At 20.2% G+C, this 18,820-nt stretch carries 13 protein-coding genes, 3 tRNA genes and 1 rRNA gene; 4 read left to right on the top strand and 13 right to left on the bottom strand.

Features of this window, described 5'->3' with window-relative positions:
• Window positions 1-5: 5 nt before the first annotated feature.
• Complete coding sequence (gene era / locus BCC_RS00855; protein WP_011672553.1) at window positions 6-899, top strand: GTPase Era; 894 nt, start codon at window positions 6-8, stop codon at window positions 897-899.
• Window positions 874-1,254, top strand: a complete 381-nt coding sequence (acpS, locus tag BCC_RS02065; protein ID WP_011672552.1) for a holo-ACP synthase — start codon at window positions 874-876, stop codon at window positions 1,252-1,254. Before era ends, acpS begins: the two co-directional genes overlap by 26 nt.
• A gap of 15 nt (window positions 1,255-1,269) precedes the next feature.
• Here the strand turns inward: acpS and tadA are convergent, their stop codons facing one another.
• The 8 genes from tadA to BCC_RS00810 all read right to left on the bottom strand — a co-directional run bounded on the left by tadA (window position 1,270) and on the right by BCC_RS00810 (window position 5,737).
• On the bottom strand, window positions 1,270-1,731 hold the full coding sequence (gene tadA, locus BCC_RS00845) for a tRNA adenosine(34) deaminase TadA (RefSeq protein WP_011672551.1): 462 nt from the start codon (window positions 1,729-1,731) through the stop codon (window positions 1,270-1,272).
• A 45-nt stretch (window positions 1,732-1,776) separates the two neighbouring features.
• Window positions 1,777-2,172 (bottom strand): SsrA-binding protein SmpB, encoded by a 396-nt coding sequence (gene smpB / locus BCC_RS00840; RefSeq protein ID WP_419177183.1) that lies wholly within the window; start codon window positions 2,170-2,172, stop codon window positions 1,777-1,779.
• A gap of 139 nt (window positions 2,173-2,311) precedes the next feature.
• Entirely contained in the window at window positions 2,312-2,863 is a 552-nt protein-coding gene (locus BCC_RS00835) for a nucleotide exchange factor GrpE (RefSeq protein ID WP_041749137.1), read from the bottom strand.
• A 159-nt stretch (window positions 2,864-3,022) separates the two neighbouring features.
• A tRNA-Asp gene (locus BCC_RS00830) sits at window positions 3,023-3,097 on the bottom strand.
• An 89-nt stretch (window positions 3,098-3,186) separates the two neighbouring features.
• On the bottom strand, window positions 3,187-3,882 hold the full coding sequence (dnaQ, locus tag BCC_RS00825) for a DNA polymerase III subunit epsilon (protein ID WP_011672548.1): 696 nt from the start codon (window positions 3,880-3,882) through the stop codon (window positions 3,187-3,189).
• 87 nt (window positions 3,883-3,969) lie between these two features.
• Window positions 3,970-4,042 (bottom strand) — tRNA-Ala (locus BCC_RS00820).
• 13 nt (window positions 4,043-4,055) lie between these two features.
• Window positions 4,056-4,129 (bottom strand) — tRNA-Ile (locus BCC_RS00815).
• Window positions 4,130-4,185: 56 nt separating this feature from the next.
• Window positions 4,186-5,737 (bottom strand): 16S ribosomal RNA (locus tag BCC_RS00810).
• 404 nt (window positions 5,738-6,141) lie between these two features.
• Here BCC_RS00810 and argS point away from each other — a divergent pair.
• Window positions 6,142-7,857 (top strand): arginine--tRNA ligase, encoded by a 1,716-nt coding sequence (argS, locus tag BCC_RS00805; RefSeq protein ID WP_011672547.1) that lies wholly within the window; start codon window positions 6,142-6,144, stop codon window positions 7,855-7,857.
• A gap of 11 nt (window positions 7,858-7,868) precedes the next feature.
• Here argS and BCC_RS00800 read toward each other — a convergent pair whose 3' ends face one another.
• Both BCC_RS00800 and BCC_RS00795 read right to left on the bottom strand, forming a co-directional pair.
• On the bottom strand, window positions 7,869-9,896 hold the full coding sequence (locus BCC_RS00800) for a flagellar biosynthesis protein FlhA (protein WP_236607829.1): 2,028 nt from the start codon (window positions 9,894-9,896) through the stop codon (window positions 7,869-7,871).
• A gap of 81 nt (window positions 9,897-9,977) precedes the next feature.
• Window positions 9,978-11,093: an EscU/YscU/HrcU family type III secretion system export apparatus switch protein gene (locus tag BCC_RS00795; RefSeq protein WP_011672545.1), complete on the bottom strand. Its 1,116-nt coding sequence runs from the start codon at window positions 11,091-11,093 to the stop codon at window positions 9,978-9,980.
• A gap of 421 nt (window positions 11,094-11,514) precedes the next feature.
• Here BCC_RS00795 and proS point away from each other — a divergent pair, with 421 nt between their 5' ends.
• The gene (gene proS, locus BCC_RS00790; RefSeq protein WP_011672544.1) at window positions 11,515-12,783 is read left to right on the top strand and encodes a proline--tRNA ligase; all 1,269 of its coding nucleotides are present in this window, start codon (window positions 11,515-11,517) and stop codon (window positions 12,781-12,783) included.
• A gap of 17 nt (window positions 12,784-12,800) precedes the next feature.
• Here the strand turns inward: proS and dnaE are convergent, their stop codons facing one another.
• The 3 genes from dnaE to BCC_RS00775 all read right to left on the bottom strand — a co-directional run bounded on the left by dnaE (window position 12,801) and on the right by BCC_RS00775 (window position 18,681).
• A complete protein-coding gene (gene dnaE, locus BCC_RS00785) occupies window positions 12,801-16,319 on the bottom strand; it encodes a DNA polymerase III subunit alpha (RefSeq protein WP_011672543.1) in 3,519 nt (1,172 codons plus the stop codon).
• A 127-nt stretch (window positions 16,320-16,446) separates the two neighbouring features.
• Complete coding sequence (gene fabZ, locus BCC_RS00780; protein WP_011672542.1) at window positions 16,447-16,896, bottom strand: 3-hydroxyacyl-ACP dehydratase FabZ; 450 nt, start codon at window positions 16,894-16,896, stop codon at window positions 16,447-16,449.
• 69 nt (window positions 16,897-16,965) lie between these two features.
• The gene (locus tag BCC_RS00775) at window positions 16,966-18,681 is read right to left on the bottom strand and encodes a BamA/TamA family outer membrane protein (RefSeq protein ID WP_011672541.1); all 1,716 of its coding nucleotides are present in this window, start codon (window positions 18,679-18,681) and stop codon (window positions 16,966-16,968) included.
• Window positions 18,682-18,820 lie beyond the last annotated feature (139 nt).

Here is an 18,820-nt window from a genome sequence, read left to right as displayed (position 1 = left end):
AAATAATGCAAAAAAAAACTTTTTTTGGAAAAATTATCATAGTCGGAAGGACTAATGTTGGAAAATCTACATTATTAAATAAATTAATTAAGTCTAATATATCAATTATATCACGTAAACCAAATACTACTCAGAAACATATTATAGGAATTTATACATATAAATTGTTTCAATTTGAAATTTTTGATTCTCCAGGATTACAAGATAAATATCATAATATTATCGAAAAAAAAAAAATACGTGATACATTTAATTTAATTAATGAATCAGATATAATAATTTTTTTAATTACAAACTTTATTTGGAAAAATATAGAAATTAAAATACTTAATTTTATTCAAAAAAAAAAAAAAAAATATATTATTGTAATTAATAAAATTGATTTAATTACTGAAAAAAAAAAATTATTACCTTTTATATTAAAAATAAGTAAATTCGCGCCTAATAGTGAAATTATTTTAATTTCAGCGAAAAAAAAGAAATTTTTAGATATTTTATTAACTAATATTAAAAAAAAATTACCTATAGCTAATCATAAATATATCTCTACAAAAAAAACTATTTATAAAGAAAAATTTTTGATTACAGAAATAATTAGAAAAACTTTAATGCATTTATTATATAAAGAATTAGTATATTCATTTATAATATCAGATGTTATCTTAAATAAGAATATTAAAAATAAATATATTATTTTTTGTATAATTATTGTTAATAATAAAAGACATAAAAAAATTATTATCGGAAAACATGGAGAAAAAATTCAAAAATGTATACTTTATTCAATAAAAAAAATAGAAAAAACATTTAAAAAAAAAACATTATTAAAAATAAAAATTAAAATTAAAAAAAATAAATTTAAAAAGGAAGAAAATGGCAATTATAGGAATTGGAATTGATGTTATTAATATTTTTAGATTTAAAAAATTAATTATTAATTATGGAATCAAAATCCCTAAAAAAATTTTATCAAAAAAGGAATTAATTGAATATTCTTATACACATAAAAAAGAAAAATTTTTAGCTATAAGATTTTCAATTAAAGAAGCTATAGCAAAAGCAATAGGAATAAGTATATTTAAAAATAATTTCTTAAATAACTGTGAAATTTTTTACAATAAAAAAAAAAAAATACAATTAACAACATTAGGATATATAAAAAAAATATTTAAAAAATCACAAGTTAAAAAAATTTTTTTGAGTGTAACAGATTCAAATAAACATACATATGCAATAGCTATTTTAGAAAAATAATACAAAAAAATTTTCTTATGTATATCTTTTTCTTCTAAAAAAATTTTTTAATAAATTTGAGCATTCATATAATAGGATACCTGATTTTATTTCTTTTATATGATGCTTAATATTATTAATATATAAAAAATTTATATAATAAGAAAAACAGTTTTTTTTAAAACTATAAGAACCATATACAACTTTATTAATTCTAGCATTAATAATAGCTTCGGAACACATAAAACATGGTTCATGAGTAACATATAAAATTGTATTTTTTAATCGATAATTTTTAAGTATTTTTCCTCCATTTCTAATAACTAATATTTCTGCATGAGCACTAGCATCAAATAAATTAATACAAGAATTCCATGCTGAACTAATAAGATTATTGTTTTTAATTAATAATGAACCTATAGGAACTTCACCATTTTTTTTTCCTAAATATGCTTGTTTTAAAGCATATTTCATCCAATAATTATCTATAGATAGCATATTAATATAATCCTAATAAGTACATATAATACTATTTAATTTAATTTATTTAATTAATATTCTTTTAAAAATTGTATCTCTTTCTATTTTCCAAGAATTATTTCTTTTATCTTGACGTTTATCCATTTTTGATTTTCCTTTAACTAATGCTATTTTTATTTTACACCAAGATTTAATCCAAAACAATTTTATTGGGACAATAGTATATCCTTTTTTAATACTATACATTTTTAAAAAAAAAATTTCTTTTTTTTTTAATAACAATTTTCTAACACGATTTGACAAACAAAATTTTAAATCTGAAGTATAGATTAATGGTTGAAACTGTACATTAGTTAAATAAACTTCATTATTTTTTATAATTACATGTCCATCACTAATTTGAACATGTCCTGCTCGAATTGATTTTACTTCCCATCCTTGTAATTCTATACCAGAAATAAATTTTTTTTTTATATAAAAATTATATTTAACTTTCTTATTTAAAAAAGTTTTTTTTTTTTAGAAATATTCAAAATTTTTCCCTTAAATAAAATAAAAAACAAAATATAGTTTTTAAAAATAAATTTTTAAATATGATTTATTGATATATTTTAGATACTGAAACTAAAGCTGGTCGTAACAATCTATTATTTAATAAATAACCTTTTTGAATAATTGAAGATACAAAATTATTTTTATATTTTCCAGAAAAATCAATTGATATAGCCTGATGAACATCTGGATTAAAAATTACATTAATAGAATTAATTACAGAAATTTTATATTTATGAAAGATAGAAATAAAATTTTTATTGATTTCTTTTAATTGTGTATATATATCTGAATAATTATTATTCGAATTATCTAATAAATTAATTGAAGAATCAATACTATCAATGATAGGTAATAATGATAAAAAATGTTTTTCTAAAAAAAAATTATAGGTATTATCTATTTTTTTTTGTAATCTTTTTTTTAATTTATATATATTTTTTTCATATATATTTTTTTTTTTATTAATATATTCTTCTAAATTTTGTAATTCTGTTTTTTTTTCTAATAAAATTTTTTTTTCTAAAATAATATTTTTATTAATTATATTTTTTTTTTTATCTGAAGATATAGAATTGATATTATCAGTATTATTCATAATTATATTTCCAAAAGTATATTTTAAAGAAAATAGCACTAATATATAAATAAATTATTTTAAATAAAAATACTTATAATTATATTTTTATATATAATTTTTATTAAAAAAATAAAATACATTTAGAAAAAGTAAATATTCTATATATAGAAAAATTTACGGTGTGGACGGGATTCGAACCCGCGACCCCCCGGCGTGACAGGCCGGTATTCTAACCAACTGAACTACCACACCTTCTATTTAAAATAATTAAATATAAATAATATATTTATATAAATGAACTAAGAATAAAATAGTTTTTAAAATATATACTTTATATATAATTATTTTATAATTTTTTTCATATACTCTAGATGAGTTTGATTTTCTTTTTTAGTTGCAAAAATAATTTTTAATGGTTTTTTATAATATTTAAAAAAATTTTTTGGTATTTTAATTTTTTTAATGTAGTTTCTACTGAAATTTATTTCCTTTTGTATACTAGTCATATACATATATAATTTCATTAATATTTTTGCATCTAATAAAGCACTATGAAAATTTCTATTTATATTAGTTATTTTATAACGAGCACATAATGCATCTAAATTATTTTTTTTTCCAGGAAATAATTTTCTAGCAATAAATAAAGTATCTGTAATAGTAGAAAAAGTTTTAATTTTATTAATACCAATATTTAATAAAAAAAATTCATAATCTAAAAAACTAATATCAAAATTAGAATTATGAACAATAATTTCAGAATTTTTAATAAAATTAAAAATTTCTTTATATATATCTTTAAAAGTTGGTTTATTTGATAAAAAACTTTCAGATATTCCATGAATTTTATATGCTGATGATTCAATTGATCGTTGAGGGTATAAATAATAATGTATATATCTACCAGTATATTTTCTATTAATTGTTTCTATAATCCCTATTTCTATAATTTTATGATTTAAATATATACAACCATACTTATTCATACCAGTAGTTTCTATATCTAGAAATACTTGTCTAAGATTTTTTTTAATCATATTTTTATTATATAAAATATATATGTTAAATAAATTATAAAAATTAACGTAATGCTTAATATACTAAGACAAAAAACTAAAAAACATTGGAGCTAAGCGGGATTGAACCGCTGACCTCCTGCGTGCAAAGCAGGCGCTCTCCCAGCTGAGCTATAGCCCCTTTATAGTGCATATAGGCCTGAGTGGATTTGAACCACCGACCTCACCCTTATCAGGGGTGTGCTCTAACCGGCTGAGCTACAAGCCTGTTTTTTATAAATCAAAAAATTTATGCGGGCACAATCCAACTAAATATTTAAATTTTAAGGAGGTGATCCAACCGCAGGTTCCCCTACGGTTACCTTGTTACGACTTCACCCCAGTTATGAACCACAAAGTGGTAGGTGCCCTCCTAAACATCAGGTTAGGAAACCTGCTTCTTTTGCAACTCACTCCCATGGTGTGACGGGCGGTGTGTACAAGGCCCGGGAACGTATTCACCGTGGCATTCTGATCCACGATTACTAGCGATTCCGACTTCGTGGAGTCGAGTTGCAGACTCCAGTCCGGACTACGATATACTTTATGAGGTTTGCTTATCTTCGCAGAATTGCTTCTCTTTGTATATACCATTGTAGCACGTGTGTAGCCCTGGTCGTAAGGGCCATGATGACTTGACGTCGTCCCCACCTTCCTCCGGTTTATAACCGGCAGTCTCCCTTGAGTCCCCGGCCGAACCGATGGTAACAAAAGATAAGGGTTGCGCTCGTTGCGGGACTTAACCCAACATTTCACAACACGAGCTGACGACAGCCATGCAGCACCTGTCTCATAGTTCCCGAAGGCACTTTAATATTTCTATAAAATTCTATGGATGTCAAGACCAGGTAAGGTTTTTCGCGTTGCATCGAATTAAACCACATGCTCCACCGCTTGTGCGGGCCCCCGTCAATTCATTTGAGTTTTAGCCTTGCGACCGTACTCCCCAGGCGGTCGACTTAATGCGTTAACTTCGGAAGCCATTTCTCTATGGATACAACCTCCAAGTCGACATCGTTTACAGCATGGACTACCAGGGTATCTAATCCTGTTTGCTCCCCACGCTTTCGCACCTCAGTGTCAGTTATCGTCCAGGAGGTCGCTTTCGCCACTGGTATTCCTCCAGATATCTACGCATTTCACCGCTACACCTAGAATTCTACCTCCCTCTACGAAACTCTAGTTATTTAGTTTCAAATGCAGTTCCTAGGTTAAGCCCAGGGATTTCACATCTGACTTAAATAACCACCTACGCGCTCTTTACGCCCAGTAATTCCGATTAACGCTCGCACCCCCCGTATTACCGCGGCTGCTGGCACGGAGTTAGCCGGTGCTTCTTTTTCAGGTAACGTCAATTAACAATGATATTAGCATTATTACCTTCTTTCCTGACGAAAGTACTTTACAACCCTAAGGCCTTCTTCATACACGCGGCATAGCTGCATCAGGCTTGCGCCCATTGTGCAATATTCCCCACTGCTGCCTCCCGTAGGAGTCTGGACCGTGTCTCAGTTCCAGTGTGGCTGGCCATCCTCTCAGACCAGCTAGAGATCGTTGCCATGGTAAGCCTTTACCTTACCATCAAGCTAATCTCGTCTGGGTTCATCTAAAAGTGCAAGGTTCCAAAAGGAATCCCCTACTTTAGTTTCTCAACATTATGCGGTATTAGCTATCGTTTCCAATAGTTATCCCCCTCTCTTAGGTAGATCCCCAGATATTACTCACCCGTTCGCCGCTCGCCGGCAAAAATATAAATATTTTTCCGTTGCCGCACGACTTGCATGTGTTAGGCTTGCCGCCAGCGTTCAATCTGAGCCATGATCAAACTCTTCAGTTAAGTATAACTATTTATTACAAAACTAATTTTTTTTTAATTAAAATTAATAATGAATAATTTACATCTGAATATTTAATCTTCATGTGCCCGCATAAATTTTCTGAAATATTTTTTTAAAGAACATTTTTATTACAAGATCTATATTATATTTTTTTAAAAAAAAGTCAACATATTTTTTAAATTAAATATAAATAAAACATTATTTTATATATATAATTTATATATTAATACAATTAATTTATACAAAAGATATAAAATATATATTTTTTATAAACAAATATTTCATATATTTTTTTTATAAAAACAATTAAAAAATTATATTTTAAAATATTTCTATTATTTTAAATAATAATTATTATAATTAATCTTTAATATAAAAATTAAATATAAATATGGGTTTATTCATGAATATTCAAAAATTCTTAAAAAAAAAAATAAAAAAAATTTGTATAAAATTAGGATTACCAGAAAATTTTAATCCAATTATTCAAAAAAATATAAAAAAAAAAAATATTGATTATCAAATTAACGGAATAATAAAATTAAAAAAAAAAAAATCTAACTATCATTATAAACTAGCAAAAAAAATTTCATACTATATGAATAAATCTAAAATATATAAAAAAATATCTATTTCAAAACCTGGATTTATTAATATTACTTTAGATTCTAATTGGATATGTACTAATATAAATAATATGTTTATTGCAAAAAATTTTAATATTTCTTTTAAAAAACCAAAAAAAATTATTATTGACTATTCATCTCCAAATATAGCAAAAGAAATGCATGTTGGACATTTAAGATCAACTATATTAGGTGATACTACAGCACGTATATTAAAATTTTTAGGTCATAATGTTATTAAACAAAATCATATTGGAGATTGGGGAATTCAATTTGGAATGTTAATTACTCAATTAAAATTAGAATCTAAAATATCTTTTAAAAATATAGAAAAAATCTATAAAAAATCTTATTTAAATTATAAAAAAAATCCAATTTTTTTTAAAAAAACAAAAAAAAATGTTGTTAAATTACAAAAAAAAGATAAAAAATGTATATATATTTGGAAAAAAATAGTTAAAAAATCAATTAAAAAAAATAATAAAGTTTATAAAAAATTAAATGTTTCTCTAAAAAAAAAAGATATACGTGGAGAAAGCTTTTATAACTTTATGTTACCAGGTATTATATCTGATTTAAAAAAAAAAAAAATTGCAGTAAATTATCAAGGATGTGTAATTGTTTATTTAAAAAATTTTAAAAACAGACTAGGAAAAAAAATGGGAGTCGTTATACAAAAAAAAGATGGAGCGTTTTTATATACTACAACAGATATTGCCTGTTTAAAATATCGTTGTAAAACTTTAAAAGCAGATCGAATAATTTATTATATTGATAATAGACAAAAACAACATCTTTTACAAATTTGGAATATAGCAAAAAAAGCTAAATATTTTACAAAAAAAATTTTATTAGAACATCATTCATTTGGAATGATTTTACATAAAAACAAAAAACCATTTAAAACAAGAAATGGAGACACAATTAAATTAATTAAATTATTAAATAAAGGAGTTACAAAAGCAAAAGAAAAAATAAAAAAAAAAAATAGAAAAATAAAAAAAAAAGAATTAAAAAAAATTGCTCATAATATCGGTATTGGAGCAATTAAATATTTTGATTTATCAAAAAAAAGAAAATTAGATTATATTTTTGATTGGGATAAAATGTTATCTTTAGAAGGAAATACAGCACCTTATATACAGTATGCATATATAAGAATAAAATCTATAATTAAAAAAAATACTACAATATTTCAAAATGATAAATATAAAATAAATATTTTTACTAGTTTTGAACGACAATTAATATTTTCTATTTTTCAATTTGAAGAAATAATACATATTTTAGAAAAAAAAGGAACACCACATTTGATGTGTAATTACTTATACGATCTTTCTGGAAAATTTTCAAAATTTTATGAAAATTGTTCTATATTAAACGCAAAAGAAAAACACATCAAAATAAGTAGAATTAAATTATCTATTTTAACTTCTAAAATAATTAAAAAATGTTTATACTTTTTAGGAATAAAAACAGTATCAAAAATGTAAAAATAAATAACTTACTTATCGATAAATTGTGTAATTTTAATTACACGATTTTCAGAAATCTCTGAAAAAGATAAAACTGGAAGTATAATATTACAATTTAAAAAAAAATTTGATAGTAAAACTCTTATTTTAGGATTAACTAATAAAACAACAGGAAGATTATTTTTTTTTTGTAAAATTATTGCAGATTTAGTTTTTTCAATTAATTTTTCTGAAAAAATTGGTTCAATTTGATTTTTATTATTACCAACAAATTTTAATAATATGTTTTCAAAATTAGTGCTCAATCCAATAACATTAATATATTTATTTTTAAAAAAAAATTTTTGTGTAATAAATTCTTTTAATGCAATTCGAATTATATTCGTTAATTCTTCAATATTATTTTTAAATTGACTACTATATTTTATTAAAGTTTCTACAATTGTTCTTATATCTTTTATTGATATATCATCTTTTAATAGATTTTGTAAAATGTTCTGAAAAGTAATTATTGACATTAAATTAGGTATTAAATAATCAATTAATTTAGGATAATGCTGTGATATACGATCTAATAATTGCTGTGTTTCTTGAAATCCAAATAAATTATATAAATTATTTCTAATAATTTTATTAAAATTTTTTATAATTAAAACATTAGAATCTAAAAAAACAATTTTTTTATTTAAAAGCGTATCTTTAATTACAGGATTAATCCAAAAAACAGGAAAACTAAAAAAAGAATCAGTTATTTTTATACCAGAAATATTAATTAAATCTCTTTCTTTATTAATTATTAATAATTTATCAAAAAAAATAAATCCACTAAATAATTCTACCCCTTTAATAAAAATTTTATATTGTCCTCTATCTAATTTAGAATTATGAATTATATTAATTTCAGGTAATAAAAAACCATAATCTTGAGCAATATTTTTTCTTAAAAATTGTAATTTTTTTATTAAATTATTATATTCTTTTTGATAACATAGTTTAAAAAATATAGAACTCAATTCTATTCTTAATAAATCTTCAAATTCAATATCATTCCAAGATATATCTATTTTTTTTCTTTTTTTAAATTTTAATATTTTAGAAAAATTTTTATTTATATTTTTTCGATAATTTATATACCATGACAGTATAAAAAATAAAACAGAAAAAAACAAAAAAATAAAATTAGGCATACCTGGAATTAAACCAAAAAAACAAAAAATAATACTACTAAAGAAAATAACTTTAGAATTATTAAAAACTTGATAAATTATTTTTTCACCAATATTAATTTTATCAGAATTTGATCGTGTTAAAATTATTCCGGAAGCAATAGATATAATTAAAGAAGGAATTTGTGAAACTAAACCATCACCAATAGTTAATATACTATATATCTTTATAGCTTTTAATAAAGACATTTTATATTGAACTATACCAATTAATAATCCTCCTATAACATTTACTATCATTATAATAATTCCAGCAATTGCATCTCCTCTAATAAATTTACTAGCTCCATCCATAGAACCATAAAACTCAGCTTCTTTATGAATTTCTAACCTTCTTTTTTTCGCTTGTTTTTCTGAAATTAATCCAGAATTTAAATCTGCATCTATGGCCATTTGTTTACCAGGCATAGCATCAAGAATAAATCTTGCTCCTACTTCAGCAATTCTACTAGAACCATTTGAAATAACCGAAAAATTTATAATTACTAGCATTATAAATATAATAATACCAATAAAAAAATTTCCACGAATTAAAAAAAAACCAAATGATTCTATAACATGCCCCGCAGAACAAGATCCTGTATGTCCATTTAATAAAATTATTCGTGTAGAAGAAATATTTAGTGATAAACGAAATAAAGTTGAAAATAATAAAATTGTAGGAAAAGAAGAAAAATCAAGAATTTTAACAACAAAAATAGAAACAATTAAAATAATAATAGAAAAAATAATATTAAATGTAAAAAATAAATCTAAAACAAAAGTTGGTAAGGGAAGTATAAGTAAACAGAGAATACTTAAAATTAAAAAGGGAAAAAATAAAGAATTCAAATTTTTATAAATAATTTTTTTAAAGTAATTAAATAAAAGAGATATATTTTTTATCAATGAATTATTCTCCAAAAATATAAATTATGAATTATTAAAAAATATAGTAGGTTGTGTTGGATAAATTCCACCATGTTGTTTCCAATATTTTAATTTCCACGCCCATGCCAAAATTTTTGCTATTGAATAATGTAAATTTACTGATATATTATTTCCAATAAAAAAATTATTATATAAATATTTTGCTATAGAATTAGAAAAAAAAATAGGAATATTATTTTCTTCTGCAATTTTTATTATTCGTAATGCTACTTTTCCTGAACCTTTTGCAGATATTATAGGAGTAGAATTTAAATGTATATTATATTGAATAGCAACAGCAAAATTTACGGAATCATAAATAATTACATTAGATTTTATTACTTGTGAAAAAACAGATTTTCGTAATGTTTGTTTCATTAAAAATCTAATTCTTTGTTTGATTATAGGATTACCATCTAATTCTTTTTGTTCATCTTTTATTTCTTGAATAGTCATTTTAAGATTATTAAAATGTTTAAAATATTTAATACTAGAATCTATAATTGCAATAATTAAGAAAATCATTAATAATAATGATATAAATCTATAAACAAACTTGTAACCTAAAAATATATTACTAAAAAATGAATAAGAGTAAAAATATTTTTTTTTAAAATACATTGTCTTTACAAAAATAAAAGAAACAAAAAAAACTAATATAATTTTAAAAAAAGAAAAAAAAAATTCTATAATTAAATCAAATAGACTTTTTTTTTTTACATTATTTAAAATATTTAAAAAATTTAAATTAAAATTTAAAAATTTTATTTTTGTTATTTCTTTATATATCAAAACAGGAGAAATTATTAATATAAAAAAAATACCAATAAATAAAATTAAGAAAAAAATAAGTAAAAATTTAATATTTTGAAAAAATGAATCAAAAAAAAAATGCGGTTGATTAATTATATTAGTTTGAAAACTAAAACTTAGTATAAATAATTTTAAAAAATAAAAAAAAATAAATTTTTTATTTATATAAAAAAAAGAAAAAAAAAACAACAAAATAAAAAAAGAATTTAAATCATGTGAACTTTGAAAAATTCCATTTTTTTTAAATTTTTTAATTTTATTAGGAGTTGCTTCTTCAGTTTTATTTTCTTGAGAAGTATAATTCATATATAATATACCATATTATTAAATAAATTTTAAAAAACATATAAATCTTATATATAATAAATATATATATTTTATTAAAAATATAAAATTTCTTATATATATTATAACAATAATATATAAGAAAAAATAAAAAATTTAATTTTTAAAAATAAAAAATTTTTATTTGTATAAAATACAGTATATTATATTTATAATATAAATTATAAAATTAATTACTTAATAAATTAAATTCTTTATTTAAAAAATATAATTAATTTTATTTAAAGAATAAGTTTTATTTTAGAAATAAAATTTTAAATATATTTAATGTAATAAAAATTTTTAATAAATAAAAGTATTTTATTAAAAAAAAAAATTAATTAATTTATGTTGAAAATATCTTAATTATTTTATAAATTTATTAATATTCAGGATAAAAATAATGTATACAAAAAAATATTTATTATCAACTTTAAAAGAAAAACCAAAAAATATAGAATCTATTAGTCATCAACTTATGCTTCGATCAGGAATGATTAGAATGTTATCATCTGGTATATACACCTGGCTTCCTACTGGTTATCGTATAATTAAGAAAATAACAAAGATTATTTCTAGTATATTAAATAATCATGGATGCATGGAAATTTGTATGCCTATCATACAACCGGAAAATTTATGGAAAAAAAGCGGAAGAAAAAAATTATATGGAGAAGAATTAATTAAAATAACTGATCGAAGAAACAAAAAATATGTATTAAGTCCTACGCATGAAGAAGCTATAAATTATATTTGTCAACAAGAAATACATTCCTATAAACAATTACCAATTACTTTTTATCAAATACAAAAAAAATTTAGAGATGAAATTCGACCAAGATTTGGTGTAATACGAACAATAGAATTTCTCATGAAAGATGCATATTCATTTCATATTAACAAAGATTCATTAAAAAAAACATATGAAAATATGAAAAATATATATATAAAAATATTTAAAAAATTAAAATTAAATTTTAAAATAGTTAAAGCTCATTCAAAAATTATGGGAGGATCAATATCAGATGAATTTCATGCTATTTCTGAAATGGGTGAAAACAAAATTATATTTTTGAAAAAATCTAATTATGCTTTTAATTATAATGAATTTAATGAAAAAAAAAAAAAATTTAAAAATTATTTACTACAAAAAGAAAAAAAACTAATAAAAAAAAACAGTATAGAAATTGGACATATTTTCCAAATTGAAAAAAAATATTCTAAAAATACAAATTTTTATATTCAGGATAAAAAAAACAAAAAAAAATTACTTAACATGGGTTGTTATGGAATCGGAATAAATAGAATAATATCTTCAATTATAGAACAAAATCATGATAAATACGGAATTATTTGGCCTAATTGTATAGCACCTTTTCAAGTATTTATACTTCCAATTAATATGTATAAAAACAAAAAAATAAAAAAAATAGCAAAAAAACTTTATAAAAAATTAATAAATAAAAATATTGATGTTTTATTTGATAACAGAAATGAAAGTTTAGGAAAAATGTTTGCAGATATGAATTTAATTGGAATACCATTTGGTATTTTAATTAGTAAAAATACAATTACATCTAAAAAAGTAGAATTATATTCAAGAAAAAAAAACTCTAAAAAAAAAGTATTATACTCCAAAATAATATCAATTATAAAAAATAAAATAATATAATTCACTAAATAAAAAATCTATTTAAAAAAATTTAATTTAATAATTATTTGTTTTTTAAAAAATTTTAAATAATTTAAAAAATCATTATCTGGAAAAATTTTATATGAATAATAAAATAATTTATGTTTAATAAAATAATCAGCAGGAAGAAAAAAAAACACTGATATTTTTCCTTTATTTGTTTTATTAATTAAAAAATCATATAATAAATCAAATAATTTAATATCATTTTTAGAATTATTCTTAATATAAATTTTTATACATTTAATTTTTTTTAAACGAAATTGTTCAATATTTTGAATTTTTTTAATTATTATTCTCGATCTATTAGTAAAAAAATCAAATGATAATATTCCATAAATAACTACAATAATATTTTTTTTATAAAAAATAGAATCTTTTTGAATATTCATATTATTAAAATATAAAACATCTAATCGACTATAAGAATCATCTAACGTTATTATATAAAATTTTTTTTTTTTTTTTGTAAACATAGTTTTTATAGAAAAAATCATTCCTGATAAAATTACATTTTTTTTTTTATTATCTAATAAATAATCATTTAATTTCATACCTTTTGTATAATAATTTATTTCATTTAAAAAATTTTTAATAGGATGATTACTTAAATATAAACCTAAAATTTCTTTTTCCCATTGTAATTTCTTTAAAAAAATATTATATAATTCAAAATTATAAAAATTTTTTTCTTTTTTATAATTTTTTATAGAAATTTTTTGAAAAAAATCATTATTAAAATTAAATAAATTATTTTGCTGTAACTGAATATTAGAAATTTTTTGTTTTGCAAGTTTTAGTAAATATTCTATTTTATTAAATAATTCAACTCTACATATATTAAAGCAATCACAAGCTCCTGACATAATTAAAATTTCAAAAACATGACGAGTTATCTTTTTTAATAACAAACAAACACAAAAATCTAAAAAACTAAAAAAAGCATTGTTTTTCTTTTTTCTTTCTTCAATAATTATATCAATTGAAGATTTTCCTAATCCTTTAATTGCACCTAAACCATAAATTATATCTCCGTATTTATTAATTGAAAATGAATAATTACTAATATTAACATTAGGTGGAATTATTTTTAATTTCATACGACGAGCATCATAAATTAAATTAACAATTTTATTAGTATTTGTCATGTCTAAAGTCATAGCTGATACCATAAATTCAGATGGATAATTCGCTTTTAACCATAAAGTTTGATATGCTAATAAAGCATATGTTACAGAATGAGATTTATTAAATCCATAAGAAGAAAATTTCTCCAATAAATAAAAAATTTTTTTTGATAAATTTACATCAATCAAATTTTCTTTAGCACCGGATTGAAACAATTTTTTTTGTCGCATCATTTCCTTAGGATTTTTTTTAGCCATAGCTCTTCTTAAAATATCTGCTTCACTAGGAGTAAAGTTTGATAATATTTGAGCAATTTGCATTACTTGTTCTTGATATAAAATAATTCCATATGTTGATTTTAATATAGGTTTTAACCATTTATGTTGCCATTTAGAATCTGGATAAGAAATTTTTTCTTTTCCATGTTTACGATTTATAAAGTTATCTACCATACCAGATTGTAAAGGACCCGGTCGATATAAAGCAACAAGAGAAACAATGTCTTCAAAAGAATCGGGTTTTAGACGCTTAATTAAATTTCTCATTCCTATTGATTCTAATTGAAATACTGAAGTAGTTTCAGATTTTTTTAATAGTAAAAAACTTTTTTTATTTTTTAAACTAATTTTATTAAGAAAAAACTTTTTTTTTATTTTATCTTTTTTATTAATTCTTTTAATAATCATATCAATCATTGTTAAAGTTTTTAAACCTAAAAAATCAAACTTAACTAATCCTACAAATTCTACATCATTCTTATCAAATTGTGTAACTTGATTATTACCTAAATGATCACATATTATAGGTATAAAATCTGAAATTTTTGTAGGAGAGATAACTACCCCACCAGCATGTTTTCCTATATTTTTTATAACACCTTCTAATTTTTTGGATATATTAATTAATTTTTTAATATCATTATTATGATGATATAAATCAATTAATTCTTTTTTTATAGAAAAAGCTTTTTTTAAATTCATATTAGAATCTAAAGGAATTAATTTTGAAATTTTATTTATTAATCCATATGGATATCCTAAAACTCTTCCAACATCTCTTACCACCGCTTTAGCTGCCATAGTTCCAAAAGTAATAATTTGAGCAACAGAATTACGACCATATTTTTTAGAAACATGATCAATAACTAAATCTCTTTTATTCATACAAAAATCAATATCAAAATCTGGTAAAGATATGCGATTAGGATTTAAAAATCTTTCAAATAATAAATTAAATTTTAAAGGATCTATTTCTGTAATATTTAAAGCAAATGATACTAATGAACCAGAACCTGATCCTCTTCCAGGACCTACAGGAATATTATTTTTCTTAGCCCACTGAATAAATTCCATAACTATTAAAAAATAACTTATAAAACCCATTTTTTTAATAATTAATAATTCATACTCTAATCGAGAAAAATATATATCTTTTTTTTTTTCTCTTTTATTTTTATTTAAATAAATCGTTTTTAAACGTTTTTTTAAACCTTCTTTAGATTTTTTTACAAAAAAATCATATAAATTAATTGAACCAGTAGGAAATAAAGGTAAAAAATAAGAACCTGAGGGTATAATAACATTGCAACGTTTTGATATTTCAAAACTATTTATTATTGCTTCCGGGCAATCATGAAAAATTTTAATCATTTCATCATTTTTTCTTAAAAATTGATTTTCTGTATATTTATACACAAAATTAGAATCTGAAATAGTTTTTTTTTTATATATTGCTACTTTAATTTTATGTACTTGAAAATCTTTTTTTTTAAGAAATAAAACTTCATTAGTAGCAACAATAGGTAAAGAAAATTTATAAGAAATATATTTTATATATATTATATATTCTTCTTCTTTTTCATAACCTAACCGAGAAATTTCTAAATAAAATTTGTTTAAAAAATATTTTTTATAAAATAAAAGATATTTATATAATAATTTTTTTTTATTATTGAAAATACATTTTCCTATATTCCCTTTAATACCTCCTGATAAAACTAATAATCCTTTTCTATATTTTAATAAATCGTCTATTTTAATTACTAAACCAATATTATTATCATATCCAGATTGATATGATTCAGATAATAATTTAATTATATTATTATAACCAATATTATTTCTTGCTAACAAAGTTAGGTTACTAAAAACATTCTGTTCAAATTTTGATGAAACAATAATATCTACTCCAATAATTGGTTTTATTCCTAGTTTACATGCTGAAGAATAGAATTTAATAACACCGTGTAAATTACTAATATCAGTAATTCCTAAAACTTTCATATTCATTAATTTAGCATATTCTACTAATTTTTTAGGTTTTATAATTCCATCAATCATAGAATAATCACTATGTATACGAATATGAACAAAATCTGTTATATACATATATATCCTAATAAAAAATATAAATATTTTTAAAATATTAAAATATTTTTAAAAATTTATAAAAATGTTTATCTAATTTTTACACAAAATTTTATTATTAAAAATAATTTATGTTTTATTACCTATACTATAAATATGATAATAATAATGTTGATTTACAAATAATTATATTCTTAACAAAAACTATTCCATAAAAAAAATACATCTTACATATTCTTCTTTTAAAATATACTTTAATAATCATTTGATCTCCTGGATATACAGGACGAAAAAAACTAGTATCTTTGATACTAGCTAAACAATACGTTTTATTCTTTACTGACAAAGATTTGTGTATATAAAAAAGAAGTAAACAACAAGACTGAGCAATTGATTCAATTATTAAAACACCTGGAAAAATAAATTTTTTAGGAAAATGTCCTAAAAAAAAAAAATCATTTGCAGAAATACTTTTTAATGTACTTAAAAAAATATTTTTCTTAAAATCTAATACTTTATCAACTAATAAAAATGGAAATCGATGAGGTAAAATTTTTAAAATATTTTTTAAGCTTATTTTTTTTTTTATATTTTTCATAAATAACTCTTTTTATTTAATTTTAATAAATTTTTTAAATATTTAATATTTAAATAAAATTAAAAAAAATCAATACATAAATTTTTTAAAACAACTATCAGAAAAATCATTAGGACATATAGGTAAAGAAAATGTTACTGATATTGGTCCTAAAGAAGTAATAAGTCTAGCAAATGAGCCAACTGAAAAATAAAGTTTATTAGGATTAATGAAGTTCATTTTTTTATTAATTGAATATAATAACATTCTATTATCCCATTGATGATCTACAATTCTAATAATATCAGAAAAAAATCCAATTTGAAAACATTTAAAAAAATTATATAAAACTTTTACTTTAGGGAATAATAATTCTGTATTTAAATGTATTATTTCATTTCCGCCTAAATAATCAGTAGAAGGATAAAATTTAGATGTACGTAACATTTCTTTATTCTGAATATTATTATAATTTAATTTATAATATATAGCTGTAGGACCAATAGAATTATCTTTAAAACCACTTCTTAAATTTTTTTTAGAAAATTTATAATTTTCGTAAAAAGGATAAACATTTTTACCTAAAGAAGAACCAAACCCCAATTCTAAAACATTATGTATAACTAAATTAAATAAATTTTTAAATGATGTATATTGATGAATTTTTAAAAAAATTTTATTATAAAAATTATCAAACAAAGGTAATGATAATTTACCTAAAATTTTTGCATGTACTCCATTCTTAAAAAAATTTTTTTCTTTTATGTTATTAAAATCAAACATATATTTAACAAAAAAATCATTAATAAAAAAAGTATTTCTTTTTGTTTTCAAAGAAAATTTTTTTGAAATTGATGATAAATACTGAAATAAATTAATATGTGGAGAAATATATGAAAGTTTTATATTTTGATAACCAAGAGACATAGAAAATTTCTTATTATTTTTAATCGGAGAAGATAATAATGAACAAAAACCAAATAATTTATTTATATAATTTTTTTTAGAATAATTATTTTCTTTAAAATGATTTATAAAAGCATCTGATTTTAAAAAAAAATCTTTAAATGATGTTAATGATTTTATTAAATAAATATTAATTTTTGTATCAATAAAATTTTTTAAAATTCTGAAATATAATTCATTATTTGTATTAAAAATATTTTTTTCTAGCAATAACAATTGCAAAAACAATCCCTTATCTTTATCATAACTAGTTGATATATGAAAATTTTTAATATTTCTTCTATTAAATATATTTTTAAAATTAAAATTTTTAAAAATATTCAATTTTTTTTGTATATAATTATTTTTATAATTTAAAAAATTAATATTACAAATATTATTAAATTTATTTTTTAAAAAAAAAGAATTAGATAAATATTTCTTATTATGATTTTTATGAAAAAAAAATAATTTATGTAAAGAAATAATCTTTTTTAAAAAAATAGTATTATTAATATTATTTTTAATATAAAAATTTTTAAAATAATTTAAAAAAAAAATTTCATTAACTATTTTTTTATTATTGAAAAATTTTAAAAAATTAAATTTATTCAAACTAAAAAAATTATTTTTAGAAAAATTTATATAATTATTTAATTTTAATATTTTTTTTTTATTTTTATATAAGTGAAAATTTTTAGAATAATTTAAAAAATTTAATTTAATTGATTTTAATATATTTAAACAATAAAAATTTTTATTTTTTTTTATATAAATATTCTTCCCATTACTAATATTTCCTGCTGAAACAGAAGTAGAAAATAACAAAAAAAATATAAAGAAAATTTTTTTTAATAACATATTTAAACCATATTCCTATATAAAATAATAATTACTAATTATTAATATTAATAAACATGTTTATTTCTTAAAAATTAAAATATTATTATTAATAAAATTAAATAAACAAAAATATTTATTAAAATAAATATAATTAGAA

Origin of the sequence: Buchnera aphidicola BCc, assembly GCF_000090965.1 — a bacterium.
In the GTDB taxonomy this organism is placed as follows: domain Bacteria; phylum Pseudomonadota; class Gammaproteobacteria; order Enterobacterales; family Enterobacteriaceae; genus Buchnera_F; species Buchnera_F aphidicola_F.
Note: the sequence above shows the minus strand (reverse complement) of the source record. Positions and strands in the feature narration are given on the sequence as shown.

Coding starts and splice junctions, on each gene's coding strand:
- era (WP_011672553.1), top strand. CDS start 6: ATGCAAAAAAAAACTTTTTTTGGAAAAATTATCATAGTCGGAAGGACT.
- acpS (WP_011672552.1), top strand. CDS start 874: ATGGCAATTATAGGAATTGGAATTGATGTTATTAATATTTTTAGATTT.
- tadA (WP_011672551.1), bottom strand. CDS start 1,731: ATGCTATCTATAGATAATTATTGGATGAAATATGCTTTAAAACAAGCA.
- BCC_RS00835 (WP_041749137.1), bottom strand. CDS start 2,863: ATGAATAATACTGATAATATCAATTCTATATCTTCAGATAAAAAAAAA.
- dnaQ (WP_011672548.1), bottom strand. CDS start 3,882: ATGATTAAAAAAAATCTTAGACAAGTATTTCTAGATATAGAAACTACT.
- argS (WP_011672547.1), top strand. CDS start 6,142: ATGAATATTCAAAAATTCTTAAAAAAAAAAATAAAAAAAATTTGTATA.
- BCC_RS00795 (WP_011672545.1), bottom strand. CDS start 11,093: ATGAATTATACTTCTCAAGAAAATAAAACTGAAGAAGCAACTCCTAAT.
- proS (WP_011672544.1), top strand. CDS start 11,515: ATGTATACAAAAAAATATTTATTATCAACTTTAAAAGAAAAACCAAAA.
- dnaE (WP_011672543.1), bottom strand. CDS start 16,319: ATGTATATAACAGATTTTGTTCATATTCGTATACATAGTGATTATTCT.
- fabZ (WP_011672542.1), bottom strand. CDS start 16,896: ATGAAAAATATAAAAAAAAAAATAAGCTTAAAAAATATTTTAAAAATT.
- BCC_RS00775 (WP_011672541.1), bottom strand. CDS start 18,681: ATGTTATTAAAAAAAATTTTCTTTATATTTTTTTTGTTATTTTCTACT.